31 protein-coding genes and 1 pseudogene are annotated in these 23,433 nt (G+C 43.1%); 9 read left to right on the top strand and 23 right to left on the bottom strand.

What is annotated here, in order from left to right; all coding sequences use genetic code 11:
- Positions 1-3: 3 nt before the first annotated feature.
- From BP688_RS08545 to gatB, 7 genes are read right to left on the bottom strand one after another with little or no spacing between them, the layout of a single operon-like run.
- A complete protein-coding gene (locus tag BP688_RS08545; RefSeq protein WP_290597172.1) occupies positions 4-645 on the bottom strand; it encodes an NAAT family transporter in 642 nt (213 codons plus the stop codon).
- The gene (locus tag BP688_RS08540; RefSeq protein ID WP_290597171.1) at positions 642-1,586 is read right to left on the bottom strand and encodes a methionine synthase; all 945 of its coding nucleotides are present in this window, start codon (positions 1,584-1,586) and stop codon (positions 642-644) included. Before BP688_RS08540 ends, BP688_RS08545 begins: the two co-directional genes overlap by 4 nt.
- The gene (locus BP688_RS08535; protein ID WP_290597170.1) at positions 1,583-1,891 is read right to left on the bottom strand and encodes a hypothetical protein; all 309 of its coding nucleotides are present in this window, start codon (positions 1,889-1,891) and stop codon (positions 1,583-1,585) included. The genes BP688_RS08540 and BP688_RS08535 overlap by 4 nt, the downstream gene beginning before the upstream one ends.
- 29 nt (positions 1,892-1,920) lie before the next feature.
- Positions 1,921-3,387 (bottom strand): flippase activity-associated protein Agl23, encoded by a 1,467-nt coding sequence (locus tag BP688_RS08530; protein ID WP_290597169.1) that lies wholly within the window; start codon positions 3,385-3,387, stop codon positions 1,921-1,923.
- Complete coding sequence (locus tag BP688_RS08525) at positions 3,387-4,229, bottom strand: hypothetical protein (protein WP_290597168.1); 843 nt, start codon at positions 4,227-4,229, stop codon at positions 3,387-3,389. Before BP688_RS08525 ends, BP688_RS08530 begins: the two co-directional genes overlap by 1 nt.
- Positions 4,229-5,194 carry a glycosyltransferase family 2 protein gene (locus BP688_RS08520; RefSeq protein ID WP_290597167.1) on the bottom strand — a complete coding sequence of 322 codons (966 nt, stop codon included), beginning with the start codon at positions 5,192-5,194 and terminating at the stop codon, positions 4,229-4,231. The genes BP688_RS08525 and BP688_RS08520 overlap by 1 nt, the downstream gene beginning before the upstream one ends.
- The gene (gatB, locus tag BP688_RS08515) at positions 5,191-6,606 is read right to left on the bottom strand and encodes an Asp-tRNA(Asn)/Glu-tRNA(Gln) amidotransferase subunit GatB (protein WP_290597166.1); all 1,416 of its coding nucleotides are present in this window, start codon (positions 6,604-6,606) and stop codon (positions 5,191-5,193) included. The genes BP688_RS08520 and gatB overlap by 4 nt, the downstream gene beginning before the upstream one ends.
- A gap of 41 nt (positions 6,607-6,647) precedes the next feature.
- On the opposite strand from gatB, the gene BP688_RS08510 reads away from it, so the two are divergent.
- Together BP688_RS08510 and BP688_RS08505 are read left to right on the top strand one after the other, a co-directional pair.
- Positions 6,648-7,520, top strand: a complete 873-nt coding sequence (locus BP688_RS08510) for a DNA-3-methyladenine glycosylase family protein (RefSeq protein WP_290597165.1) — start codon at positions 6,648-6,650, stop codon at positions 7,518-7,520.
- Positions 7,521-7,543: 23 nt separating this feature from the next.
- Complete coding sequence (locus tag BP688_RS08505; protein ID WP_290597164.1) at positions 7,544-8,101, top strand: CBS domain-containing protein; 558 nt, start codon at positions 7,544-7,546, stop codon at positions 8,099-8,101.
- Between the two features lie 3 nt (positions 8,102-8,104).
- Here the strand turns inward: BP688_RS08505 and BP688_RS08500 are convergent, their stop codons facing one another.
- From BP688_RS08500 to BP688_RS08485, 4 genes are all read right to left on the bottom strand, one after another.
- Entirely contained in the window at positions 8,105-8,350 is a 246-nt protein-coding gene (locus tag BP688_RS08500; protein WP_349677336.1) for a nucleotidyltransferase domain-containing protein, read from the bottom strand.
- 406 nt (positions 8,351-8,756) lie between these two features.
- Positions 8,757-9,098, bottom strand: a complete 342-nt coding sequence (locus BP688_RS08495) for a nucleotidyltransferase domain-containing protein (protein ID WP_290597163.1) — start codon at positions 9,096-9,098, stop codon at positions 8,757-8,759.
- The gene (locus BP688_RS08490) at positions 9,095-9,481 is read right to left on the bottom strand and encodes a HEPN domain-containing protein (protein ID WP_290597162.1); all 387 of its coding nucleotides are present in this window, start codon (positions 9,479-9,481) and stop codon (positions 9,095-9,097) included. Before BP688_RS08490 ends, BP688_RS08495 begins: the two co-directional genes overlap by 4 nt.
- A 72-nt stretch (positions 9,482-9,553) precedes the next feature.
- Complete coding sequence (locus tag BP688_RS08485; protein WP_290597161.1) at positions 9,554-10,153, bottom strand: acylphosphatase; 600 nt, start codon at positions 10,151-10,153, stop codon at positions 9,554-9,556.
- A 258-nt stretch (positions 10,154-10,411) separates the two neighbouring features.
- Between BP688_RS08485 and BP688_RS08480 the strand changes: the two genes are divergently transcribed.
- Both BP688_RS08480 and BP688_RS08475 read left to right on the top strand, forming a co-directional pair.
- On the top strand, positions 10,412-10,648 hold the full coding sequence (locus tag BP688_RS08480) for a type II toxin-antitoxin system CcdA family antitoxin (RefSeq protein WP_290597160.1): 237 nt from the start codon (positions 10,412-10,414) through the stop codon (positions 10,646-10,648).
- Positions 10,629-11,054, top strand: a complete 426-nt coding sequence (locus BP688_RS08475; protein ID WP_290597159.1) for a type II toxin-antitoxin system VapC family toxin — start codon at positions 10,629-10,631, stop codon at positions 11,052-11,054. The genes BP688_RS08480 and BP688_RS08475 overlap by 20 nt, the downstream gene beginning before the upstream one ends.
- A gap of 43 nt (positions 11,055-11,097) precedes the next feature.
- Here the strand turns inward: BP688_RS08475 and BP688_RS08470 are convergent, their stop codons facing one another.
- Together BP688_RS08470 and BP688_RS08465 are read right to left on the bottom strand one after the other, a co-directional pair.
- On the bottom strand, positions 11,098-11,451 hold the full coding sequence (locus BP688_RS08470) for an SCP2 sterol-binding domain-containing protein (protein ID WP_290597158.1): 354 nt from the start codon (positions 11,449-11,451) through the stop codon (positions 11,098-11,100).
- A 214-nt stretch (positions 11,452-11,665) separates the two neighbouring features.
- The gene (locus BP688_RS08465) at positions 11,666-11,803 is read right to left on the bottom strand and encodes a hypothetical protein (protein ID WP_290597157.1); all 138 of its coding nucleotides are present in this window, start codon (positions 11,801-11,803) and stop codon (positions 11,666-11,668) included.
- Positions 11,804-11,966: 163 nt separating this feature from the next.
- Here BP688_RS08465 and BP688_RS08460 point away from each other — a divergent pair, with 163 nt between their 5' ends.
- Entirely contained in the window at positions 11,967-12,176 is a 210-nt protein-coding gene (locus tag BP688_RS08460) for an antitoxin VapB family protein (protein ID WP_290597156.1), read from the top strand.
- A complete protein-coding gene (locus BP688_RS08455) occupies positions 12,173-12,562 on the top strand; it encodes a type II toxin-antitoxin system VapC family toxin (RefSeq protein WP_290597155.1) in 390 nt (129 codons plus the stop codon). The genes BP688_RS08460 and BP688_RS08455 overlap by 4 nt, the downstream gene beginning before the upstream one ends.
- A 168-nt stretch (positions 12,563-12,730) precedes the next feature.
- On the opposite strand, the gene BP688_RS08450 is transcribed toward BP688_RS08455, so the two are convergent.
- Positions 12,731-12,916 (bottom strand): HEPN domain-containing protein, encoded by a 186-nt coding sequence (locus BP688_RS08450; RefSeq protein ID WP_290597154.1) that lies wholly within the window; start codon positions 12,914-12,916, stop codon positions 12,731-12,733.
- A 261-nt stretch (positions 12,917-13,177) separates the two neighbouring features.
- On the opposite strand from BP688_RS08450, the pseudogene BP688_RS13570 reads away from it, so the two are divergent.
- Both BP688_RS13570 and BP688_RS08445 read left to right on the top strand, forming a co-directional pair.
- Positions 13,178-13,393, top strand: a pseudogene (locus BP688_RS13570) (hypothetical protein); the annotation flags it as partial.
- Positions 13,394-13,446: 53 nt separating this feature from the next.
- Positions 13,447-14,709: a hypothetical protein gene (locus BP688_RS08445; protein ID WP_290597212.1), complete on the top strand. Its 1,263-nt coding sequence runs from the start codon at positions 13,447-13,449 to the stop codon at positions 14,707-14,709.
- 10 nt (positions 14,710-14,719) lie between these two features.
- Here the strand turns inward: BP688_RS08445 and BP688_RS08440 are convergent, their stop codons facing one another.
- On the bottom strand, positions 14,720-17,188 hold the full coding sequence (locus tag BP688_RS08440; RefSeq protein WP_290623506.1) for a hypothetical protein: 2,469 nt from the start codon (positions 17,186-17,188) through the stop codon (positions 14,720-14,722).
- 136 nt (positions 17,189-17,324) lie between these two features.
- On the opposite strand from BP688_RS08440, the gene BP688_RS08435 reads away from it, so the two are divergent.
- The gene (locus BP688_RS08435) at positions 17,325-17,468 is read left to right on the top strand and encodes a hypothetical protein (RefSeq protein WP_290597213.1); all 144 of its coding nucleotides are present in this window, start codon (positions 17,325-17,327) and stop codon (positions 17,466-17,468) included.
- Between the two features lie 13 nt (positions 17,469-17,481).
- Here the strand turns inward: BP688_RS08435 and BP688_RS08430 are convergent, their stop codons facing one another.
- The 8 genes from BP688_RS08430 to BP688_RS08395 form a co-directional block, all read right to left on the bottom strand.
- Entirely contained in the window at positions 17,482-18,903 is a 1,422-nt protein-coding gene (locus tag BP688_RS08430) for a PGF-CTERM sorting domain-containing protein (RefSeq protein ID WP_290623504.1), read from the bottom strand.
- Between the two features lie 79 nt (positions 18,904-18,982).
- On the bottom strand, positions 18,983-19,435 hold the full coding sequence (locus tag BP688_RS08425; RefSeq protein WP_290597215.1) for a hypothetical protein: 453 nt from the start codon (positions 19,433-19,435) through the stop codon (positions 18,983-18,985).
- 10 nt (positions 19,436-19,445) lie between these two features.
- Positions 19,446-19,913, bottom strand: coding sequence for a hypothetical protein (locus tag BP688_RS08420; protein ID WP_290597216.1), 468 nt, complete (start codon positions 19,911-19,913; stop codon positions 19,446-19,448).
- Between the two features lie 4 nt (positions 19,914-19,917).
- The gene (locus BP688_RS08415) at positions 19,918-20,346 is read right to left on the bottom strand and encodes a hypothetical protein (protein ID WP_290597217.1); all 429 of its coding nucleotides are present in this window, start codon (positions 20,344-20,346) and stop codon (positions 19,918-19,920) included.
- Positions 20,347-20,351: 5 nt separating this feature from the next.
- On the bottom strand, positions 20,352-20,789 hold the full coding sequence (locus tag BP688_RS08410) for a hypothetical protein (protein WP_290597218.1): 438 nt from the start codon (positions 20,787-20,789) through the stop codon (positions 20,352-20,354).
- 224 nt (positions 20,790-21,013) lie between these two features.
- The gene (locus tag BP688_RS08405; RefSeq protein WP_290597219.1) at positions 21,014-21,463 is read right to left on the bottom strand and encodes a hypothetical protein; all 450 of its coding nucleotides are present in this window, start codon (positions 21,461-21,463) and stop codon (positions 21,014-21,016) included.
- On the bottom strand, positions 21,460-22,473 hold the full coding sequence (locus BP688_RS08400) for a sulfite exporter TauE/SafE family protein (protein WP_290597227.1): 1,014 nt from the start codon (positions 22,471-22,473) through the stop codon (positions 21,460-21,462). The genes BP688_RS08405 and BP688_RS08400 overlap by 4 nt, the downstream gene beginning before the upstream one ends.
- 21 nt (positions 22,474-22,494) lie before the next feature.
- Positions 22,495-23,367: a DUF169 domain-containing protein gene (locus BP688_RS08395; RefSeq protein ID WP_290597220.1), complete on the bottom strand. Its 873-nt coding sequence runs from the start codon at positions 23,365-23,367 to the stop codon at positions 22,495-22,497.
- Between the last annotated feature and the right edge of the window lie 66 nt (positions 23,368-23,433).

Raw genomic sequence — 23,433 nt, 5'->3', positions numbered from 1 at the left:
CCCCTAAATCAATCCAGTCTCAGAAAGCCATCCGTAAAGGCCATCAAAGACGAACTCTATCGCTATCGCAGCGAGAAAGACAGCAAGTATTCTTGCGATTATATCCGCCCCACTCCTGCCGAGCAGTCTGATTATTGGGGTGCTGTAGATGTGACTTACTCGAACTATAGCATACACGATAACCGCGCTTACGATCGCAATTGCCTTCATGAACAAATCCGTCGCCTGTGAGTATACAACGATTCCTGCAGTTATCGCACCCGGCCCTGTGTAGAGAGGGAGGGCAAGAGGAAAGACTGCAATCGAATCCACATCAATACTTTCTTCAGCCCTTCTTCTGTAAGTCTCCTTTCTTGTACCACCGAGCAGAATGTCAATCGAAGCTATGAATAGCAGAATTCCTCCAGCTACCCTCAGGCTGTTAATGGACACCCCAAAGAAGTCAAGAATCCCACCACCCGTGACCATCGTCAAAATCAGGATTGATGCAGCAATCAGTGTTGCCCTCTTGGAAATCCTCTCCCTTAGCTCATCACTGAATCTCTCTGTGAGAGCTATGAATATTGGAAGGTTGCCGGGTGGGTCTATTATCACAAAAAAGGTGGTAAAGCAGGTCAGAAAATATCCGATGTAGTAGTCCATCATTCTTCCATCACACTCTCAACAGCTTTCCTCAAATTCCTTAGAAGCTGCAAAGCAAGTTCCTGAGTTGGGAAGGAGAACAACCCGCAGTCCGGGCCAACATATGCAATTAGGTCACCAAATTTCTCCTTAGCTTTCTTCAGCCTCTCTGCAATCTTCTCTATCGGCTCAATTTCATCAATCGCAAGAGATATCAGTTCTTCATTCCCCCAAGCATTTACGTTGTTAGCAGCATTGAACTCGGCTATGATCCCATCTATGTCGCTTCTGGCTACTCCAATCCTAAGCCTTTTGTCAGCAGATTCCACGACTTCAACATCTATGAAGTCCATGTTCTCAGGTTTTTTGGCGCACTCAATTCCGATGATGTCAATGTCCGTCTCAAGGATTTTTTCGTAGAAAAGCGGTTCGTGGAGGTGAATCTGCACATCAGCTTTAAAATTGTACTCGAAGGCTCTTTTCAGCAGCTCATCTTCTGGCTGTAAGTCAGGAGCAATTCCTAAGCTTGGCTCATCAATGCTTACACATTTAACATTCTCAAACCTGCAGGCGTTCTCAGCGAACCTTCTCACAGATTCAGCGAGGTTAAGGAGAATGTCATCGTAGATTACACCACCAAATTCCCTGTAGTAAAGCTCAAAGGGGCCGGTAATGCAGACTCTAACGCTATCAACATCCATTTTCTGAACGTATTCGAGTTCTGGTATTACAGCCCTGCTTCTCTCAATCAGATAGGCATCCTCCTGATACGTCTTTATCGGCTCCATGAACATCTCTATCATGTCTCTGAACTGCGGGTAGTTTGGACAGTCAAGATGCTTGGCCTTCATCAGAAATGCCCTCTGAACCATCTCCTCGTACTCCTTGCTTTCCAGGTTTCTTGTGATCCACTCTCTGCTGATTCCTCTCGGTATGGGAAAGCTGCCTATATCGTCAACCTTCATTTTTCGATTATGTCTCCTCTTATCGCAAGTCTCTCAATCTGATCTCTCAACTCTTCAAGATTGTCCATCAGTTCCCTCCAGCATGCTTTATCGTCTTCGCAGTTCGTAAGCCTCTCCCTAAGTTCTCTGAGTCTGAGCTTTATTCTCCTCACCTGATCAGCGTAAATTTCTTCAGATTCAGTTCCGTAAAATATGTTCGAAACTCTGCCAATGGCTGCTCTCAGAAGCCTTATTCTCTCCTCCACATCCCCGCTGTAATCGAACGATTCTAAAAGCTCTTCGAGGTGTTCTTTAATTGAGACCATATCCAAGATTTGCTACTAATTAAAAAAGTTTACCTCATTTCCCAGATGTGAAAACCAACCCTCATCTCGTAGTCTCTGACCGGATAATAACCAAGTTTTTCGCATTCCTCCTTTGCGCTGGTGAAAACGTAGTCGAGCCCCAGCAGACACTTCTCTCCTGTAAAGGCAACATTCTCATGCCGTAACATCCAAGGGAGAGGCCAGTAGTAGTTCTCTGGGACGTAAACCAGTACTCTCTTCCCATCGTGAACAAGCTCTTCTATCCTCTTTGCCAGCTCAACACCTTCAGGCTGTGTTTGAACATAGACGATATCCTCACCAGCAGCGTCATTGTAGTCCACGAAGCTCAGATGGATGGACAGAAGGACGGTGATGAAAGAAAGAAAGACGAAGGCAAGTCTGAAAGCCTCCTTTTCCTCATCAAAAAGCTCCCTTCCGGCAAAGACAGAGCCAAAAAAGGCTATCGGGGCAACCAAGTGAGCAACGAGCCACGGCGTTTTGTAGGCCATAGCATGGTAAAAAAGGACCGCCGTAATCAGCCAGAAAACCGAAAGTGCCTCGATGAAGCTGAGACTTTTTGCCTTTCTCCTCAGGTATGGCAAACTGGCAAATGCCATCCCCAAGGCGAGGAACTCATATTTGAGAAGGATGCTCAGGTAATACCAGATGGGATGGAAGTGAGCCTTCTCTCCCCCAAAGGGCAGAGAGTTGGAAAGCCAGTAGGACAGTGAAACGTTGAAGTAGTGCTTCACCCACTCAATACTTAGAAGAGCATTAAGGGCATCCTTAAGGGCATCCTGCCCTGCAGTATCCTTTCCCCCTCCTAAAAGATACACAAAGGAGGACGAGTAAAGAAAGGACGCAATGGCTGTAAAAGTTATAGCTCCGACTGCAATTGCTGTCAGATTTTTCTTGGTAACCAAGCTTCTGAAACTACGCTGGGAATAGTAGCTGTATACAGGGATGAACACGAGAAACATCGGGATATATTCAATCCAGTTCTCCTTTGATGTGAAAATTACCGCAAGAAAAATTGTAGCTAAGAGGGCATACAGGATTTTGCCCTCATCTCTGTATTTCAGGTAGAAGTAGAGGACAAGCAAAAAGGAAGACAGGACGATTAGATCATTTCTCGCATACCTTGAGTAGTAGAGGATTGATGGCGAGAACAGGATGAAGAACGCAAAGATGTAGGCAGCATATCCAATCCACCTCCTTAACGAGAGGGCTGCAAGCACACCAAGAATACTGAACATCGCTGCCGGCAGTCTTAGAGAAAGGTCACTATCGCCAATAACCTTGAAAAGAGTTGCAAGGATAAAATACTGAAAAGGACCATGATACGCGGGATTGTAAACATAATTCTGACTCTCAAGCACGGATTTTAGCGCGATCCAACCGTGAACGCTCTCGTCGAAGTCCACAGGTCTTGCATCCAGCAATAACAATCTTGTTACCGCCGCAACAAGCAAAATTACAAAAAGTTCTCTTTTCATCACTCATCCTCCCATCTGCTCGATTTGCTTTTCAGGTAGAAGAACAGTGAGGCTGAAATTATTAAAATTCCGATGAGAGCCACCGGGTCTACTTTAGCTCCTTTCTCTCCTCCAAAGACTAAAGAGCATTTTGTTATGTTACCCTCAAAAACCCTATACCTCTGCCCACCAAACTCCTGTATTCCTTTGTAGCTTAAGTTCATGTATTCTTCAACCGGTAGTGCAGAGAGAAGCATCAGTCGCTGTTTCTCTGAATCGCTGATTTTGAAGACATTTGACTTTAAGCTGTAGGAGAACGTTATTCTTCCACTGTCGTTTGCTGGAACAATGATGTCATAGAAGTTAATTCTATCACCCATATCATCAGCCGTTATAAAGCTCAGAGTAGACTCTTTTACATTGAGATTCCTGTGGTCTGGGAGAGGTACGCTAATATTGCCTTCAAAATTCCTGTCTCCTGAATTTGTTATCAGAAGAATCTCGTATACATCTATTTGAGTTGACGAGTAGACTATGATGTGCCTGATCAGCGACAAATTCTCTGTGCTGTTGGTGAAAAGCAGGTTGAAGGTTAAGGTCGTGTTTTTGGTTAAATTAACCTCTTTTTGGAAGGTTTTGTTAAGAGCAAAGAGGCTGAAAACATAAAGCCCTTCGGGAAGTTCAATTTTGCTACCTGTCTTAACCCCCCTGCTCATGGTGAGGTCTGCAGAGGTTACATTAAGCAACGCCTCTCCGTCATAGCCTTTAATTGAGATATTTACAGTATAAGCCAGAGATTGAGATATCAAAACCTGAGGTAGCAACACCACCAGCAATGCAGCTACTATTACCGCTCTCAGCATCAATCTACCACCCTTTTGATGGCATCCCATTCCACGTCCCTTCCTCTGACGTAGGACATTAAAGCGTTAACTGCAGCAATTTGAAGCAGCAGTGCATGAACCACCAATCCCACAACCACCTTAACCTTTGACAGCCTTCTGTAATGGTAGAGAAGCAGAATAGGTGAGAGAAGGACTATGAAGGGAATATACAGAACTGGAAGGTATGTTAGAGTTAGAGCCATATACCACGAAAGTCTTACACTTCTTCTGGCCTTTCTCATTTTCCTTCTGTAACGCCAGAGCTGGATTCCCCCGTAATACCACCTCTTTCTCTGGCTGTAAAGGTCTTTCCACGTCAGGGGGGCTTGCTCGTGTAGTTTTGTTGTTTCAACGAGGATTCCACTGAATCTCTCAGCGTGCATCCTCGTTGCAAAGTCCGCATCCTCAGCAGCAGCCCATTCATTCAACCTGTTCTCCATCAGCAAATTGCCCTTTAAAACTCCAATCATCCCGTTGAACTGCTTGAATCTGCTCCTCTTCAGGAGAAAGTTGATAAAGTAATATTCGGCTTCAACCGTCTCTGAGACGAGATTTATTCCATTGTAGATATACCTCTTTGATGAGGCGATATAGCAGTTCTGATAGCTTTCAAGGGCTTTTACACACTCCACGACAAAGTTTCTCTCAGGTCTCGAATCTACGTCGAAAATGGCTATGTAATCTGGATTAAAATCAGACAAAAAATCGAGAGCATCGTTTATCGCTCCTGCCCTCTTACCTCTCCTATTGTTTCTGAGCAGAACCTCAACACCCATTTCCTCTGCCACTTTTTCTCTCCTGTCCTCATCTGACACCCTGTCTATCACATAGAGTATTCGAACATCAAAATCTGCATAATCGAGGTTTTTCAGATGTTCAATACTCTTCCTTAAGATTTCCTCACTTTCAAAGGGGGAGACAGGTACTATAACTGCAACCTTCATGCAAGAAGCTCTTCAAGCATTTTTGCGGTTTCACCGGGATCTGCTCTTCCGCGTGTTTTTTTCATGACCTGCCCAACAAGGAAGTTGAGAGCCTGTTTCTTACCGCCTAAATAGTCCTGAACAGCCTTTGGATTCTCTTCAATGGCCTCCTTACAGAATCGAACTATCTCCTCCTTGGGTATGGCAAATAAGCCCTTCTTCTTTATTATATCCTCCACATCTCCACCTTCATCGAGCTTCGTCCTTATAACTTCAACAACACCCTTCTCAGTAATCCTCTCCTCCTCAAAGTACTTCATAAGCCTTGCAAATTCTTCGGGAGAGAGAACCTCTCTACATTTCAGAAAATTCCATCCTCTGTAGTTAAGCTCCCCTCTCAGCACATCAACTATCCAGCTTGCTGCAAGCTTTGGGCTGACGTATTTTGCAACATCTTCAAAATAATCTGCCATCTTCACGTCAAGAATTAGAACCTTGGCGTAGTTGTCGCCTAAGCCGTATTGCTCCTTGAATCTCTCCCTCTTTTCCTCTGGCATTTCGGGTAGAGTTCCCTCAACCTCCTTAACCAGTTCTTCGGTCAAGATTGGAACAAGGTCCGGCTCAGGAAAGTAGCGGTAGTCCTGCTCCTCCTCCTTGCTCCTCAGGGTGACGGTTATGTTCCTCGCTTCGTCAAAGTGTCTCGTTTCCCTTGTTACAATCCTTCCCCTCTGCAGAAGATTCTTCTGCCTCATTACCTCATAGCTGAGAGCCTTCTCAACTCCTTTGAAGGACGAGATGTTCTTTACCTCAACTCTCCCCCCACCCTTTAGCGATATGTTCGCATCAACTCTCATCGCACCCTCCAAATCACCATCAAAGACATCGAGGTATTCGAGAATCATCCTGAGCTTGTTCAAAAAGAGTCTCGCTTCTTTGGGGGAGTTCATCACTGGCTCGGTGACAATTTCAAGAAGGGGTGCTCCGCTCCTGTTATAATCTATCAGGGAATACTTTGCAGTCGTTATCGAACCCCTATAGCTAAGCTTCCCCGGATCCTCCTCCATATGAACTCTTTTAAGCTTTATCCTCTTCTCCTCCCCGTCCAGTTCTATCGTAACGTAACCGCCGAGAGCTAAGGGGCGATCATACTGGCTGATCTGGAATCCTCTGGGCAAGTCGGGATAGAAATAGTTCTTTCTATCAAAAACCGTGAAGGGTTGTATTTCAGCATTCAAGGCTATTGCAACCTTAATCGCAGCCTTCACTGCCTCTTTGTTTATTACCGGCATTGCCCCCGGCATGCCAAGGCAGACGGGACAGACATGGGTGTTAGGGGGGCTGTGATGATAGTTAAGGGGGCATGAACAGAAAAGTTTAGTTCTGAGCTTGTTAAGCTGAACATGAACCTCAAGTCCTATCACCACTTCATCCATAATGGCTGCATTAAAAGGCGTATTAAAAAGGTTGTGAAAGTATGAGAAAAATAAAGCTTGAACACCCGATAAACTGGAATTTGAAGATGAAATTCTTCGTCCTTCCCAATCTGCCAACCCCAGATGTTGTTGAAGAAGACAGGTGGAGGAGAGCACTTAGACTGAACGATGAAGTCAGGGCAGTTCTGGTTTACCCTGAAAGTGAGAGAGTGCTGATTGTTGAGGGAGATTTCGATGACAGGGAATGGAAGGAAATTAGAGGAAAGCTTGTGGATTACTTTGGTCTTCAGAATCCTGAGGAGCTTTACAGGTTCATGGAAAGAGATGAGAAGCTCAAGGGCTTGCTTAGGACTTTCTGGGGGTTTGGCAGAGCCGGGCTGATGTCCATGTCCGTATTTGAGGGACTGGTTAAGGCGGTAATTCAGCAGCAGATTTCTTTCATTGTAGCAGAGAAGATTGCAGCAAGAATCGTTGAGAGGTTTGGGGACGTTGTGGAGTGGAGGAAGGTTAGATTCTACGACTTTCCATCTCAGGACACGATCCTCTCTGCAGGATACGATAAGCTGAGGGAATGTGGACTGAGCAGACGGAAGGCTGAGCTGATAATGGAGATTGCAGGGACTGATGGGCTTGAGGAACTCAGGAATTTGGGAGAGGAGGAGGTGTATGAGTTTCTGACGTCCTTTAAGGGAATCGGAAGGTGGACTGCAGAGCTCGTGATGTCTATGGTACTTGGAATGAACGTTTTTCCAGCAGAAGACCTTGGGATCAGGAGGGCTGTGTCAAAGCTTTACTTTGACGGTGAGCTTCAGGATTCTGCTATAGTGAGAGAAGTCGCTAATAATCAATTCGGGAAGTTCTCGAGGGACATTCTGTTCTACCTGTTTCTCTACGACCGTAAAAAAGTTTTTTAGGTTAAAAGTCAATCTTACACAAAATGTTCCCGGAAATTGAGGAGCTAAAGAGGAAGAGGAAAAAGCTGGGGGTTAGCCAGAAAAAGCTGGCAGAGCTTGTTGGAGTTAGCCAGCCACTGATAGCGAGGATAGAGTCTGGAAGGTTTGATCCCAAGCTGTCTCTGATAAAGAGAATTCAGAAGGTTCTGGAGGAGATTGAGGGGGGAAGAGTTAAAGCAAAGGCGATTATGAACTCGCCCGTAATCACGGTCTCCCCCGAAGACAGTCTGAAAAGGGCGGCAGAGATTATGATCGAGAGGGAGATTTCACAGCTTCCGGTTACCTACAGAAAAAAGGTTATTGGAAGTATAACCGAAAACGACGTTGTAAAGGCTGTAGTAGAGAAAGGCTCTTCCGCTGAAAGCATTAGAGTGGGAGAAGTTATGAATGAGCCTTTTCCGGCGGTAAATCCAGATGAAAGTCTTAACACGATTTCAAAACTACTTTTTGACTCTCCTGCGGTTCTGGTTATTGAGGAAGGCGAACTTGTGGGAATTGTAACCAAGCAGGATGTAATGAAGTTTTTGACTCAAATCCGCTAGTTATTAAATTTCCTCAAAAGCGTTTATAAATCTCTTGTAAAAATTCCAGAGCCTTTTGTTGAGTATATCTACTTCATAATACATCTCCAGAGTTTCTGCTATTTCAGTCTTGAACCGATAGATGTTTTCATTATTTTCACAGTTTATAATTACGGCAACGTCAACGTCGGATAGAATAAACATGGTAATCCCCCAAACTACAGAGCCGAAAACATAAACTTTAGCATTTCCGAAGTATCTTTTTGACAATTTTTTATCTGCCTGACGAATTCTTTGTAATTGTTGAAAATTTTTCTCTCTTTCTTTTTCTCTTTCAAAAGATCATCCAACAATATCATCTATAATATCCATTTTTGAAAACCTCCTTGAAGCGATTTAAAACCTCCATCATTTTAGATATTTCTTCCCTATAATACTCTCTCGGATAACAGCTTAAAAGTACACACGCATCCCCTATCACCTTCACCCTATCTCGTCGTCTCTGTAAAACTCAAAAATCAATGTGAGTGCTGCCAAATCATAAACACTACAAAATACTTGCTCGCAATCTCAAACTTCTTAGTCCTTTCAAGAAAAATTTCAACATCATCCCTTATTAATTGATGGTACTCTTGAGTGAATAAAATCTTGTCGTGTTGGTCAGCTACTACGCAGGTCAAACCTTTACAGTCTTCCCCAGAAACTTTCTGTACCACTCGAACTCTTCTGGAGTAACGATATGGATTTCGAATGGGGCTAAGATGTCAATTTCCTTTAAAATCTTGCCAGTGATTTTTGCCTTCTCCTCCATTTTCCGCGGGGCGTTTTTGGAACATATCAGGATGTCAATGTCGCTTGCTGGAGTGTGTCTGCCCTCCACAACAGAACCGAATACGAATACTTCCGCTTCACCAAGCAGCATTTCTGCTATTCTCTCTATCTTTTTAGCGTATTCCACGTAGTTCTCAAAATATTTTCTTTCTTCTTTGGCAATTTTAACGAAGACGTCGAAACTCATAGCCCATCCACCAGTTTCCTTATTTTCTCAGCCACTTCGAGCATGTTTTCAACCTCTTTCTTTTCAAATTCCGAAGGGATACATCTCGATATTATATATGCATTTTCAAGATTGGAAATCCTGTCAATATTCTCTTCCATGAAGCTGATAATCTCATTCTCTTTACCTGTAGCGATCCCGATCCCCTTCAGAAGTTTCTTTATCGAATGGGTTTTTGGATAGTTTCCAATTAAAAGAAAAAGTTTGTATTTCAGATACAACTCAACGTGCTGCTGAATGTTGAATGCAGCAAGATCATACACTCCCTGATCAATTAGCTGAACGGCATTTTTCAAAAATTTTTCAGCCCTGTCCTTCAGAACTTCAATTTCTTCAATTGACATTAAACAATATTTGACTGCTGTCAATAAAGTACTTTTCACATTGAATATGATCCCTGATAGGTTAATCGCGAATTACATAATCCCCGCCTTCCTCAGCGCTTCCCTGATTTCTGCAATTTCCTCCCTTATCCTCCGCAGATTTGACTCCATGTACTCTTTTAAATCGGAGCGAAGCAGGTCTATTTTACCTCCCAATTCGGCTCTTGTTTTTTCTGATTCCTCCCTTATTGCCTTGATTGTCGAATCTTGCTTTTCAAGCATTGCATCCTGTTTTTCAAGCATCTTGTCCTGCTTCTCCAGCATCAAATCTTGCTTTTCAAGCATTTTGTCCTGCTTATTGAGCATTTCGAGCAGTATCGGAATAGCCCTCCCCCAGTGCTCCATCTGAAACGTTTGTATGCATCTCTCAATTGGTGGAACCTCGTATTTGTATTCCTCAAAGCTTATTGATTCAACAACCGCCTTTTCCGGTTTCTCGGATTTAATCCTCGCCTTCAAAATTTCGGCTATCTCTTCTGGAGCATCAATAAGAACAATTAAAGCCTCTTTGCCATCAAGCACAACATTAAAAGCTGCAAATCTATCTATTCCATACTCTAAAGCCATGTTTATCAGTGCAACTCTGTAACCAACTCCGTGAACTTTTCCTCTGATGACTGCCTTTAATTTCATTCAAATCTTCTCTTATATTGAAGATTAAAATAAGTTTCTGAAAGTTTGTCTCGATTCAAGTTGCTGAAATTCCTGAGAAGTTAGATTTAACCCTGCAGAGAGACATTGTAGCTCTTTTATCTAAAGCTTCATCGGACTTTTCAAGTGGTATGAAGTTAGAAAAGTCGCCTTTGAGATTTAATTCTACCATGATTAAATGAAACTACGTAACAAGACGTTTACAAAAATCTTATAAACAGAATACGCGTATACAAATTTATGGTAAAAAAGGAGCCCACCTCCGTGATCTCTGTTAGAGTTCGAAGAGACATTAAGGAGGAGGCAAAAAAATTAGGCATTGATATAAGGGCGATCATCGAAAGAACTCTTGAAGAAGAGGTTAGAAAAGCCAAAATCAAAAAGCTGGAAAAGCTTGTTGAAGAAGCTTTGAATTCTATAGAGTTCACAGCTGGGGAATGGGTGAGAGTGATTAAAGATGCAAGAGTCGAGAGATAGTATAACTGCAAAATACCTTCTCGACGCTTCGGCAGTATTCCCGCTCATCTTAAGTTTAAAACATGTCGCCTTTGAGCACATAGATAAGTTCGCAGCAATCACACTTACCCCCTATGAAGTTGGAAACGCCTTGTGGAAAGAAGTAAGGTTTGGAAAGATAAAGAATCGGGAAGTGGTTTTCAATTTATTTAAGGAGTTTTTGGAAGGTGTAACACTGATTGAAATTCGACCTTTTTGGAGAGAAATTGCAGAACTCGCTATAAAGGAAAATCTAACGTTTTACGATGCCTCTTATCTCCATGTTGCCCGTGTTAGTAACCTGAAACTTGTAACTGAGGACTCCGATCTTACCAAATACCCCGAAGCAATAAGGGTTTCCCAACTAACGAAAGAGATTGTCCTCTAAATCAGAAAATTGAAATTTTACATGGGGAGAAACCCCCGAAAAATCATCCAAGCAATTTCCTAAACTTCATCGCAAACGTCATCCCCTTTATCTTCAGCCTTCCCTTGATAACGAGTTTTACAGTACCAAGAAGTCCTATTTTCCCGAATGTTAGTCCGTTCAGTGTTTGTAGATCAGCGGAGATCAGGTATTTGCCTCCCGAACCGTTCTCTACCACAACTCTATCCCCTTTGAACGTTATAGTAGCGCTCATCTTCAGGTCTCTGCACTCTACGGTGACGCTGCCGTTAATTCTCCTCGCAATTTCCTCCTTTTTTCCATCTCTTAACTTCTCTTCAAGTATTTTTCCAAGGATTGTCGCGAAACCCAACTCGTCCCTGCTGTATTCAACCTGCATGTTTCACTATGAATTTTTAAAATTTAAAAAAATATCTCTCAAAGATAGGTAGATCGGCATGTTTAGTTTCAGAATCTGACCTCACATGCAAAAGAGCGAGAGATTGATAGAAAAACTTGAAAAATACTTTTATACTGTTTGATTAAGAATTATCATGATAAAGCTCATAGGAGTTGAATTGCCCGAAATAAAACCAGATGATGACGTAGGCAACTTATATGCTCCTTCCAATGGGAGGAGCATCGTATTTATACTCCTCAAAGATGACCGATTCAACTTTAGCCTTTTCGGGTTTCTCGGTCTGGATTCTCAACTTTAACATTTCTGCAATCTCAGCTGGGGCATCGAGCAATACTACAGCGGCTTCCTTGCCGTTAAGCTTTACGTTAAAAGCTCCTTAACGAAGTTGGAAACGTTTTATGGAAAGAGGTAGAGTTTGGAGGCAAGAATTTTTCTCGACATGGAGTCGCCGCTGATTGCAAAAACTATTTATTCGTGTATACACACATTAATGCATGAAAACAATTTCAATCCGAGATGATGTCTACAAAAAACTTGCCGAAATGAAGGGAGAGGGGGAGAGTTTTAGCGACGTAATAGAAAAGCTATTGAAAAGGGATAAAACCAGCATCAAGAAATATTTCGGAGTTTTGGAAGACAGCGAAGTTCTTGACGAGATTGAAAAGACTTTGGCAGCAAGAAAAACGGCGAGGTTCAGGATATGATCATCCTTGACACGAGCTTTGTTATAGACTATTTGCGAGGATCAGAGGCTGTCAGAGATATTATTGGCGAAGATGAAGAGTTTGCTATTACGAGCATAACATACCACGAAATACTGGTAGGTCTGAAAAGAAAGAAAAGCAGAAAGGAGGAGAAAGTTTTCAGAAGATTCCTTTCCGAATTAAGAGTGCTTCCTTTCGATGAGGAAGCTGCTGAGGAATCGAGCAATATAGTTGCGAGGCTCATGGCGATTGGCAGAGAGGTAAACGCCCTTGATATCCTAATAGCGGGAATAGCCATCGCAAATGGGGCAGAGAAGATTGTAACAAGAGATGCTGATTTCGGGGAGATTGCAAAGGTATCTGATGTCGAGGTGATTTTATACTGAAATTCAGATTTTTTCAGTATTTTCCGGTAATTTTCAATGTGAAATTTTTACGATCCATGTTCAAATTCATTTTCGTAATCTTCGGGAGTGCCGGCTAAAATATTTCTCTTCGCTCTTTTCTCAACAGCTTCCATAGTTTAATTTGGAAAATATAACAGTTTTTGCCTATTATAAACTATCAACCAGCCCCCTTATTTTTCCAGCTATTTCGAGCATGTTCTCAACCTCTTTTCTTTCAAACTCCGATGGGATGTATACTGACGTTATGTAAGCATTTTCGAGGTTAGAAATCCTGTCAATGTTGTCTTCCATAAATCTGGCAATTTCTTTTTCCTTGCCTGCAACCTTCCTCAACTGTTGAACGTTAAATGCTGCCAGATCGCAAATCTCTTAGGAGATTAACTGTTCCGAGTTTTTTAAGAACTTCTCAACCCTTTCCGGAGGATTTCGATTTCTTCTGATGGCATTGGATAAATCTGGGATTGAGTGTATACTTTTCCCCACTTTGGGTTTTGATGGTTTTAAAATTCTAAAGTTTTTAAGCAATATACGTGATGTAATATATTAACCAATATAATATAAAAAAATTGGAGGATCTTTTAATAGCGTTTGGGGATCGGGATTAGATACGGCATAATACTGATTATCTCAAAAATTTCAGGTTTGAGAGGCTTAGAGGTTTGATAAGCTATCCTCTTTTCATATTTAAGTTGCACTGCTATGATTGCGAGCCAGTTAAAAAGAGGTGTTCTCTTTCTGTCCTGTTGACAGTGACTTTTAAGCTCAGATTCAGGGGAAAAGAGGGTTATTTAGAAATTATCTGAGTGGTGAGATGGAGAAGACCATAAAAAACATTTAAATTGCTCAACACTTAATGGAAGACCGTGAGGATAATATTACCTTTTATTATCATGACTCTCGCCTTACCTGTATCAGGATGGAGTATGGCTTTTGATGTAACAAACTCGTCGGATGGAGGATATGTTATAGCTGGAGCTACCGGACTGAACTATAAGTGGAGCTACGCGTGGCTCATAAAGGTTGATTCGCAGGGTAATGAAATCTGGAATAAAACATACATTGGAGAGTGCAGGTCGCAGGCGTGGAATGTTGTGAAAGTGGAGGACGGGTATGTAATAGGAGGTGTAACGGGTTGCCATGGTAATGATGCTTGGATTGTGAAGTTAGATTGGGCTGGTAACATCCTCTGGCAGAAAAAGTATGGTTACAGTGGTGAGGGAGACAGCGCAACCTCAATAGTAGGAGATGAGGGTGGAGTTGTTGCCTCGATTACAATAGCACCGTGCGATGATGGTTGTATAAATGAGGACGTGTGGCTTGTGCGGCTTGATGAGAGCGGTAAAGAGGTCTGGAAAAAGGAAATTGATTACAAGGAGTATGACAGTATAAAGCGAATTAAGAGGACTTCCGATGGAGGATATATCGGCGTAGGATGCGTTGGAGATTACAAAGGAGGGCTGAGACCCTACGGCAACTATGACATCTGGATAGTGAAGTTTGATGGAAATGGAAAGGTAGAATGGAACAGAACCTTTGATTTCGGGTTCGACGACATTGCGTGGGATGTTGCCGAGGTCGGAGATGGATACATCATCGTCGGTGAAGTATGGAATGTTGAAGTAGAGAACTTCGCGAACACAACTACTCCCGTGAAAGCTATCGTTTTAAAACTCGACAGAAATGGAAATCTGGAGTGGGAGAAATTTTTTGAGTTTGGTAAAATTACCGTCGGTTGGTCGGTGGCTGCAAACGAAAACAATAAGGTTATAGCAGGTTCTGGAGGTAATGAGAGTGGCTTCATCTGGGTTAGTGCGATGGGTGACTGGATTGAAATAATAAAGGGAAACTTCACTTTTCTATCCTTTGTATTTGGAACTGTGAGAATTCTAAATGTTACTGATGGATATGTGGTGATAAGCAGTAAAGAGTGCAAAGATGGTGCTTGCGTCTGGCTCGGGAAACTTAGTTTTGATGGAAAGCTGGTTTGGGAGAAAACTTACAAAGGGTTGAGTAATGTTAAAATTGCGAAAACAGAAGAGGAAGGAAAAAATTCATTTCCAGCAATGGCTGTTTTTCTACTTGTCATTGCAATTTTGGTGGGTTACCTGCTCTACCGCATGACTTAGCATGAAAGTGTTAATAATCGGATATCCAGTTTCCGAAATTCCAGCCGGGAGAATTGGGGGCGTATTCCATAATCGGGATATGGTGGAGGATTGTTATGACGAAGGAAGTTAGCTGGTTTAATAATTTCATTAGCTGATAGTTTACAGACTCTTTCTCGTTGTAAGGCATCTGCACTCTGTATTTAAGGAAGTAGTTCAAGCCCGTTGATCCATCTACCGTCCCAGTTATGTTTGGCAGGTAAGTTAAAGCCGTTCCTATAGTGTTGGCAAATTCTGATCTTAGAGTACTATTTGTTACTATGTACTTGACAATCCTTGCGTTATCATATAGTTGGGTAAATGTCGTTACGATAAAGGGATGTATGGTGTTGTTTCCGCTTGCTTGGAGTATCCACAATGTCTCATCAAGGTAAGGTAAGAAGTCGAGTAACAGTGTGTTAAACGCTCTATTCGCAAGTATAATGTTGTCTTCACCACTCGGAGGATAGCGATCCGACCAGTGCCACAGTTCCTCTCCCATCACCTTTATGTTATACGCCACATTGCGAAGGAGGTAGTATATCCACGTTGGATAGAAGTTCTGCCAGCCAGCTGTATCAGTATCTGCAGGATAAGTCCCACTCGGCATAGATGTAACGAGTGCCAAAAATGGATGAACACCCCAGCGATGGCCGACAACCAAACCGACAACGTGCTGGTTATCTGCAGCCAAACCGATGAAGCTAAGAGTTCCAAGACCGCCGTTGGGCCATGGTCTAATTATCGTAGTTCCTAAGTATGTATAACCGCTCATTGCAAGATATTCCGTAGCTCCGGGGGACTGTCCTATGTTGATGATCGACCACAGACAGGCAGTACAACTAATTCTGCAGTTACCACCTCCACAACCTTCGTGACCGCTGTAACTCGTTGTCCTCAACATCCCGCTCAGGGTATTATATTCTTGACATATGAACATAGCTGACTTTCCCGGTTCACCCAGTGCGTGGTCTGGAAGGTTGAATTCCAGAAGCGGGCCAAATCTGTAACCGCTCATATAGGTTCCACAGTCGTGGGCATCTACACTTCCAGAACGCTCCCTGATGCAGCATCCCGGTGGATATGAACCTATATAGCCGATCAGGAGAACATTTATACTTCTGCCGTTTCTGCAGCTGTCCATTCCGGGACAGTAGGGGCTCGTGTCAGGTCCGACGCAGGCCGGATACGCTGCTGAGTTCATGTCGTTCGTGTTGCCGTTAACACCTTCAATCTCTCCATCGTTATCGTTGTTTGGATCGGGAACACCTATCTTCCACAGCAAAAAGTCCCAGTCATCAAAGCGCTGGGCTACCGGAATGTTGTATCCTCCAAGATTGACGTGTGATACGTCTCCCGCTTCTGCGATCCAGCGTATTCGAACCCAATCTCCCCCACCATTGTCCCAGTAACGCCCAACAAGCATGATGTCGTAGCTTCCAGGAGTTACGGCTACATTGTAAGCACCATAATCAATGTAGCAGCTTGACCCTATCTGATAGGCGTTTCCGTTAACCATAACATCTCCGAGAATCGCAACAGCAAAATTGACGCGCCATTTATCTGTTATACCTCCATCAATCGGTCTTCCGGTAAGGGTAGCGTATCCAGTTGAGTTTGTATAACCGGTGGCCATTATACCGTAACCGCCCGTCCATACGCCTCCGGAAACTATGGGATAGTTCGGAATTGGTGATCCGGATGTATCTGTCACACGCCCAACGAAAGTTAGCGTGTCATCGTCAAATATTCCATCCCAGTCACGCGGCGCTCCGGAGATGAACTGGGCGCATGCTGTTTGAACGGCCGTATCTGGGACTACAGCTACGACTTCAATGTAGTCTATTCTGATATATGCAGTAAAAGATACACTACCCCAACTCGAAGTCGCATATGCTTGAGTTATAAAAAGGACATAAAGTTCTCCATTGGATGATACATAACTTGGAGATATTGAGATGTTGTTCCATCCAACCCCAATTTGAGTCTGATACACAAAAGTGCTTCCATCCCATAAGTAGATATAGCTATTTCCGTTATATCCTTGTACTGCACTCACATAAGCATGAAGTTCAATCGTTGCATTTTGGTTATTAACAACACTAAACATAAAAAGGTGAGTCGCATAGTCTTCATCACTAGGTCCAAAAAGACCACTATCAGTTGAAGTTACTGAAACTGAAGAATATGATCCATCCAAAGCTTCAACTGCATCAATGTCTGCTTGAGAATACGGAGTGGCTTGGTATGTTGATGGTGTTCCACTTGGGGGATCAAAGTCGTTATTCGTTTCACCACTATCCCACGTACGAGTCCACGCCTTAGGAAAAGGTGAAGCTGTAGTTACATCAACTCCACCAACCTGATAAAAGTTCTCCACATACGTCTTCGCCTCGACCACATTAACGGCAGCAACAAAGCTGATGATGAAGGCAAATAGCATGATTCTTACAACTCTCACGAAAATAGGTTGAAACATCAAATTTATTAAAATTTTCGCAAAATGTTAATGATGAAAATGATTACTTCGTAATGAGAATTATAATGTCAATGTATATAGACGAAAAATTTAAATACTTAGAAATTAAGAATAAATCATGAGTTTGGGACCGATAACAATAAGTTTCGATATCTTCGGACACACAATATGGATATATATTCCAGCTTGGCTGAACGAGTTTCTGAACTGGCTGCTGACACCTCTCGGAAAGTTTCTGAACGCAATTTTTGGTCTCAACTGATTTACATTTTTTATTAATAAGTTTTTCTGAGTAGATACGCTGCTGAGAGCATTATTGTAAGTGTAAAGACAGCTTCGAAACCGGGTACCCCCTTGCCTCTTCTCGGCATTTTTTCGGTCGGTGTTATCAACACAAGTGGTAAATTTAAATCTTCAACCAATGCCTGTGAATTGTTAACTTGAACAGATGGAGCCAATATTGAAGCATTGGAGTTGTTTGACTGAGCGTTTGTATCATTCAAAATGGCATGTGAATCCTGTGAGAAATACTCAAGCGAGCCGTCTGAGGGCAATTTGAGAATCCATGCATTTTTGTCACCAGCTCCAAAACTCTCGGTTACTCCTGCAACGATTATGTCTCCATTTGAGGCTTCGACCATCGCCAGAGCCCCATCACGTTTAGCTCCACCATATGTTTTCTGCCACTTGATCTTTCCTTCGGCATCTAATCTTAAAATCCAAGCATCGTAATCGCCAGCTCCAAAACTCTCGGTTACTCCTGCAACGATTATGTCTCCATTTGAGGCTTCGACCATCTCCCACAACCAGTCATTCTCAGCTCCACCATATGTTTTCTGCCACTTGATCTTTCCTTCGGCATCTAATCTTAAAACCCAGAATTTTTGACCTTCACCGAAGCTGTAAGTAACTCCTGCAACGATTATGTCTCCATTAGTTGCCTCAACCAACGACCATGCTACCTCGAATTCAGCTCCACCATATGTTTTCTGCCACTTGATCTTTCCTTCGGCATCTAATCTTAAAACCCAGAAATCGCCTTTCCCAGCACCAAAGCTCCATGTTACGCCCGCAACAATAATATCCCCATTTGAAGCTTCCCTAACTGCACAAAATGCGTCACGCTTAGCACCACCATAAGTCTTCTGCCATTTGATGTTTCCATCAGCATCAAGCCTTAATATCCATGCTTCGTCCTCCAAACCTGAACCGAAACTGTATGCAGCACCAACAACAATAATATCTCCATTAGCTGCCTCAACCAACGACATAGCCTCGTCACGCTTAGCACCACCATAAGTCTTCTGCCATTTGATGTTTCCATCAGCATCAAGCCTTAATATCCAGAAATCGTAATCGCCAGCTCCAAAACTCTCGGTTCCGGCTGCAACAATAATGTCTCCGTTAGCGGCTTCTGCAATTGAAAAAACCTCATCATCGTTTCTACCACCATATGTTTTCTGCCACTTGATGTTTCCTTCGGCATCAAGCCTGAGAATCAAGATATCATATTTACCAGCGCCAAAGCTGTTCGTTTTGCCAGCAATGATTATGTCCCCGTTTGATAACTCTGTCACACTGTGAAAATACTCCCATCCACTTCCACCGTAAAATTTTGCCCAGTAACCTGCACTTGCCGAAGGTAACAGTACCAGAACAAGAACAAGAGATGCTAATAACTTACCACCTGTGAGCATAACATCCCTTGATTTTGAAACTTTTATATATCTCTCTTCTCGATTTTTTCATTGAGAATGCCACCCGAAAGAGGTTAAGTTAAGAATATAATACAGAAAGGTTTTGCCCGATCTTCGACATGGCAATGAACAGCCACTTAAAAAACTGCAGCCCCCAGTATGTAACACTCGGACCATAACTTTCACAGTAAGCCCCCGGTTGTATGCATTCGTATCCCTTTCTCCACAAGTAAGCCAACCCCCAAGTAGCACTATCATCCCCAAAAACGTAAGTTGCGTTCGTTGCAACTTTCTGCCAAATCCCTACACTGTATTGCATCATCGTAGAGTTATTAATCACAACATTAACCACGTCTCTGAAACCGTCTGAGAAATATTTGATAAATCCGAAAATGTAGTATATATCCTCTGCAGCTCTGTTGACAAGTGTTCCATTTATTGCTATCGCTCTGAATAATTCAGCGTTAAGCATGAAAAGTGCCTGAACGAATTCGAGGATGTATGAGGTTGATATGGAAACATTTATTGGCATTTTCCTCACCCTACGGGAAGTAAGACGGAAACACTCTTAAAGCATCAGCTACAAGGATTACAGCATGTTTCGCTGCATACCAGAGATACAGAACGAAATCAGGGTTGTCTGAAACTCTCTCTGTCATAACCCTCAGGATGAAAGTTATGCCGTAATTTCCCGATACTTCTCCAAGCATTCTTGTTGAATTGTTTGCAGCTATAGCCACAACTTGGGCAAATTCGTTCTCAAGGGTGGCATTGTGGTTGATCTGCCAGATAAACCCATGACTATCGAAGAGAAGTTTTCTGAACCATGAGATCATGGCATTGATGTGATACCAGATTTCCCAGAAGCTCTGGTAATACCCTCTTGAGGCATTCACAATACTTTCATTATGTCCAGTGTATTTGAGGTAAATAAAGTATCTTCCAAGTGCCCTCAGCAACGCTGAGAGGCCTTGAAGTACCACATCCCCAAGCTCAGCAGCGGTCGGCATAGTATCACAAAAATTCGAATGCTTTCATTATAAAAATCACCGTGCTATTTATGGCTCTGGCAAATTTCACAGCCAGATCATTAGCCAGAGTTTTGTTGTTTACCAGTTCAAGGTAAGCATGCTTCGCTATATAACTCATACCGCTTTTACCAGTGAAGTTTCCAAAGAAATCGTTTGAGTTTGTGGAAAGAGTGTGAAGAGTGTCGTTGAATGCTGCAGTTAAGGTTCCGTTGCTTACCGTAAGTCCAACAACAGCACTCAGCAACTTTGTAACCCATAAGAGCACTGCAAAATGAGAATATATCCAGTTAGGATGGTCTTGTGTTAGGTGTGAGACGATTGGTTCGGTCAGCCCATAGATCAGAACGAATATGTCTGATATCGGTGTTAGAATCCCCATCCTGACAAACTCGCTTATCGTCGCTATTGGCATCTTCCTCACCCGAAAGCTGCAGAAATCTGTCCCATCAATTTTATCACAGCAATTATGCCAAGCTTTAATGTGCTCCAGAACTTGATTGTAAAGTTCTCGTCTATCAGTGCCGCGACATTCTTCATTACAGCCGAAATTCCTTCCCCACCACTCTCGTTACCAAATATCACCTCCGCATTTCCACCCAAATAACTAACCATATTAGTAAAATTCTTCATAGCTGAAACGTTTTCTCTCATAACATCCAAAGCACCACCATCACCCACAAAGGAGTTGGCAACCCAATACCCAAAACTTGCAGCGTGATATATAACATTCCATACCTCTACAGCGGAAATTGAGTTGTTCATAAGCAGCCTGAAAGTATTGCTCATTAACTCAAGATTTGCCAGAATTAACTGAAATATTACATTACCGAACTCAGCAGGGGTTACACTAGCCATTCAACACTAAATTATCATTACCGAATAAAAAACTTTTCGATGTGTTTGAACTAAGCCTAATAATGAGTATCGTTTTCAGGCTTTTCAAATTCTTTTCTGCTTTCTTGACGTTTATTAAGATTTATATTCTCCGTCACAAAATTGGAATCAAGATTTGCTGTGTGTGAGCGATTAAAACATAACAAAAAACGCAAAAAGCGAGAAAGAATCTAATAAGCTAAAAATTAAAATTTGCCCCCAACAATCTTCCTCGCCTCCTTAGCATCCTTCCACGAGCGGTAAAAGTCATAGACCATCCCACAAAGAAGTTTGACCGAGAAGTAGCTCAAAGCCAGAATTAGAATCGTCGCCGTTGAATTCTCAATACCGATAAACTCGCAGACTGCTATGTATGGGCTCAGCAGGAGGAAGTAAAGGGAAGTGAAGAAAGCAATCTTCCTGAAAAAGACCTTTGTGTAGATTTCACTCATCATATCCTGAAAACCTTTAAAGGCTTCCTTATCTCCAGAGGCAGCAGCAAGCATGGATAGCTCATGATATTCGGCAATCTCTGCTTCTGCTCTGGCAATTTCATCAAGATACCCACCAAAAAATCTTCTGAGTACGGCTGATTCAATTTTTTCCGTCAAAACAAGAGTTCCAAGTGTAACAAAAATAAAAAAATAGGGGTTCATGGTGGGAGCTTGATTCCAAGAAAAGCGCTGAGCACATACCTCGTACCGACGTAGAGAGCGAGGATGCCGAAGAGAGTAAATAGCGCGTCTTGAGGTATGTATTTCTGAGTTCTTGGCCCTATATAGCTTCCGATGAAGATTCCTGCCCATCCAGCCACTATGAGCGCGATGGGATACATGACGCCTCTTGCGAGCCATCCGAGGACTGTTGAAGTTTGCGTGAAGAACACCGCAAGCGTCGAAGCTCCGGGAACGACGTAGAATGGTAGTCCAAGGCTCGTCAGGAAGGGGACGAATAGGAAACCACCGCCGATACCAATAACTGCAGAGAAGAGACCTATGAGGAAACCAACGATGAAGGGGGCAAAGTTCTTTACCCTGAAGCTTTCTCCAAAGAACTCGAACTGTGTTTCACTAACACCGACCTTCAGATTCTTTATGCCCTCAAGCTCGTGCAGTCTTCCACTCTCCCTGAGCTCCTTGACCCTCTCCTGGAATCTCTGGGCAGCTTCTCTACCCGCCTTCTTCCCCGCTTTAGCCCTTGGAGTTAGCTGATAGAACATGTAACCAGCGATGAGATAAGTTGCCAGACCGAAGATGCCCTTGTAAACGCCGGGAGCCACCTGTCCACCTGTGCCCCATACACCAACCTGCGCACCTATGACTGCACCCAAGCCAAGTGCTACTCCAGCTGGCCAAACAAGTCTTTTCTGAGTATACCAGTTGTAAGTAGATGATACAGCATTGAACCACGTCTGAACGGAGTTTCCGAGCCTTATCGTGTCTGTGAGATACTTGCCCGCATCCGTATAAGAGCCAATTGAAATCTTAGTGCCTTTAAGTTTGCTCGCCCAGTCACCAATTCCAAAGATCGTAATGTGTCCGAATCCTGCCATTATACCCCCAAAAGCTCCTACCGTGGAAAAAATCCAACCAACCCAGATAAACCACAGGAAAACCAACAGTGCATTTACGGTTATGACATTCCCGTCAATTTCCGCCCATACCACATCCAACAAACTTTCACCTCCTTACTCATCCTCCTTAGGCTTCCTGAAGAGCAGGAAGTTACAGAGTTTGCATACATTGAAGCCCGGATACGTCTCACCAGTCCTCGGATAACTCGCTCCACCGTATTTGGCAGTTCTATCAAGCAATCTCACCACCATCGCCTCAAAATGCTCCCAAGGGATGTATACGTTGATCTCGCCCTGCTCAGTCTTTCCTGAAGTGTAGCTGCTGCTGCACATTGGCACCACGTTAATCTTCCTGCTGTTGTAAGTCCACACTGCACCCCCGCAGACGGCTGAGTTCATCATCAGGTTCGGCTGTACAGGATGCATGTTCATCGCAGAAGCGTAGTCGTTGTAGAGGTGGTAGCTCTGAAGAACGTCGCATATTATATGAACCAAGTCCGGCTCAAATTTTGCCTTGTGTAAAGGTGCGGTTGCGAAGGCAAGCAAACCTTCAGGAAGCCTCGGTTTGGTTTTAACAAAATTCTCAGCCTGTTCTCTGTCTCTAACGTATTTCAAGTGACTCTTAATCTCCTGTTCATCCAAATCCTTCCAGCCAAAGATATACCTCGCGTTACTACATCCCAAAGTTCTCCTGTCCCCAAGCAGCACATCCCCCTTCTGCCTTGATTCGGCAGAGAAATGGCAAAAGGTAAAGGGATTACAGGCTACAAGGTACTCGTGTTCGTCCTTGAATTTCTGCAATTCTTCTTCGTCGAAAAAGAATCTTACTGCTACTGGGTAGTATTTTAGTTTCAACAGATTCCTCAAAATGAAGACCATGTCCGCTTTGCTCAAGCCTTGCATGTCCCTTTTCAAAAGCATTGCCTCTGCAAACTTTCTGTCGTCGAGAAGAGTCTCACTATCCACCCTCACCTCAATCCGCTCCATAGGTCTCGCTGCACTCCAGAATACTTATGTTTTTCGAAATTTTCCAAATATGTTTCGAAAAATTTT

This window comes from Archaeoglobus sp. UBA230, assembly GCA_002507545.1.
Classification (GTDB): Archaea; Halobacteriota; Archaeoglobi; order Archaeoglobales; family Archaeoglobaceae; genus Archaeoglobus.
This window is presented reverse-complemented; position numbering and strand designations above follow the sequence as displayed.

Bases quoted from the DNA above. Each gene is read 5' to 3' on its own strand.
- BP688_RS08545 (WP_290597172.1), bottom strand. From the start codon at position 645: ATGATGGACTACTACATCGGATATTTTCTGACCTGCTTTACCACCTTT.
- BP688_RS08540 (WP_290597171.1), bottom strand. From the start codon at position 1,586: ATGAAGGTTGACGATATAGGCAGCTTTCCCATACCGAGAGGAATCAGC.
- BP688_RS08535 (WP_290597170.1), bottom strand. From the start codon at position 1,891: ATGGTCTCAATTAAAGAACACCTCGAAGAGCTTTTAGAATCGTTCGAT.
- BP688_RS08530 (WP_290597169.1), bottom strand. From the start codon at position 3,387: ATGAAAAGAGAACTTTTTGTAATTTTGCTTGTTGCGGCGGTAACAAGA.
- BP688_RS08525 (WP_290597168.1), bottom strand. From the start codon at position 4,229: ATGCTGAGAGCGGTAATAGTAGCTGCATTGCTGGTGGTGTTGCTACCT.
- BP688_RS08520 (WP_290597167.1), bottom strand. From the start codon at position 5,194: ATGAAGGTTGCAGTTATAGTACCTGTCTCCCCCTTTGAAAGTGAGGAA.
- gatB (WP_290597166.1), bottom strand. From the start codon at position 6,606: ATGGATGAAGTGGTGATAGGACTTGAGGTTCATGTTCAGCTTAACAAG.
- BP688_RS08510 (WP_290597165.1), top strand. From the start codon at position 6,648: ATGAGAAAAATAAAGCTTGAACACCCGATAAACTGGAATTTGAAGATG.
- BP688_RS08505 (WP_290597164.1), top strand. From the start codon at position 7,544: ATGTTCCCGGAAATTGAGGAGCTAAAGAGGAAGAGGAAAAAGCTGGGG.
- BP688_RS08495 (WP_290597163.1), bottom strand. From the start codon at position 9,098: ATGAGTTTCGACGTCTTCGTTAAAATTGCCAAAGAAGAAAGAAAATAT.
- BP688_RS08490 (WP_290597162.1), bottom strand. From the start codon at position 9,481: ATGTCAATTGAAGAAATTGAAGTTCTGAAGGACAGGGCTGAAAAATTT.
- BP688_RS08485 (WP_290597161.1), bottom strand. From the start codon at position 10,153: ATGAAATTAAAGGCAGTCATCAGAGGAAAAGTTCACGGAGTTGGTTAC.
- BP688_RS08480 (WP_290597160.1), top strand. From the start codon at position 10,412: ATGGTAAAAAAGGAGCCCACCTCCGTGATCTCTGTTAGAGTTCGAAGA.
- BP688_RS08475 (WP_290597159.1), top strand. From the start codon at position 10,629: ATGCAAGAGTCGAGAGATAGTATAACTGCAAAATACCTTCTCGACGCT.
- BP688_RS08470 (WP_290597158.1), bottom strand. From the start codon at position 11,451: ATGCAGGTTGAATACAGCAGGGACGAGTTGGGTTTCGCGACAATCCTT.
- BP688_RS08460 (WP_290597156.1), top strand. From the start codon at position 11,967: ATGAAAACAATTTCAATCCGAGATGATGTCTACAAAAAACTTGCCGAA.
- BP688_RS08455 (WP_290597155.1), top strand. From the start codon at position 12,173: ATGATCATCCTTGACACGAGCTTTGTTATAGACTATTTGCGAGGATCA.
- BP688_RS08435 (WP_290597213.1), top strand. From the start codon at position 17,325: ATGAGTTTGGGACCGATAACAATAAGTTTCGATATCTTCGGACACACA.
- BP688_RS08430 (WP_290623504.1), bottom strand. From the start codon at position 18,903: ATGCTCACAGGTGGTAAGTTATTAGCATCTCTTGTTCTTGTTCTGGTA.
- BP688_RS08425 (WP_290597215.1), bottom strand. From the start codon at position 19,435: ATGCCAATAAATGTTTCCATATCAACCTCATACATCCTCGAATTCGTT.
- BP688_RS08420 (WP_290597216.1), bottom strand. From the start codon at position 19,913: ATGCCGACCGCTGCTGAGCTTGGGGATGTGGTACTTCAAGGCCTCTCA.
- BP688_RS08415 (WP_290597217.1), bottom strand. From the start codon at position 20,346: ATGCCAATAGCGACGATAAGCGAGTTTGTCAGGATGGGGATTCTAACA.
- BP688_RS08410 (WP_290597218.1), bottom strand. From the start codon at position 20,789: ATGGCTAGTGTAACCCCTGCTGAGTTCGGTAATGTAATATTTCAGTTA.
- BP688_RS08405 (WP_290597219.1), bottom strand. From the start codon at position 21,463: ATGAACCCCTATTTTTTTATTTTTGTTACACTTGGAACTCTTGTTTTG.
- BP688_RS08395 (WP_290597220.1), bottom strand. From the start codon at position 23,367: ATGGAGCGGATTGAGGTGAGGGTGGATAGTGAGACTCTTCTCGACGAC.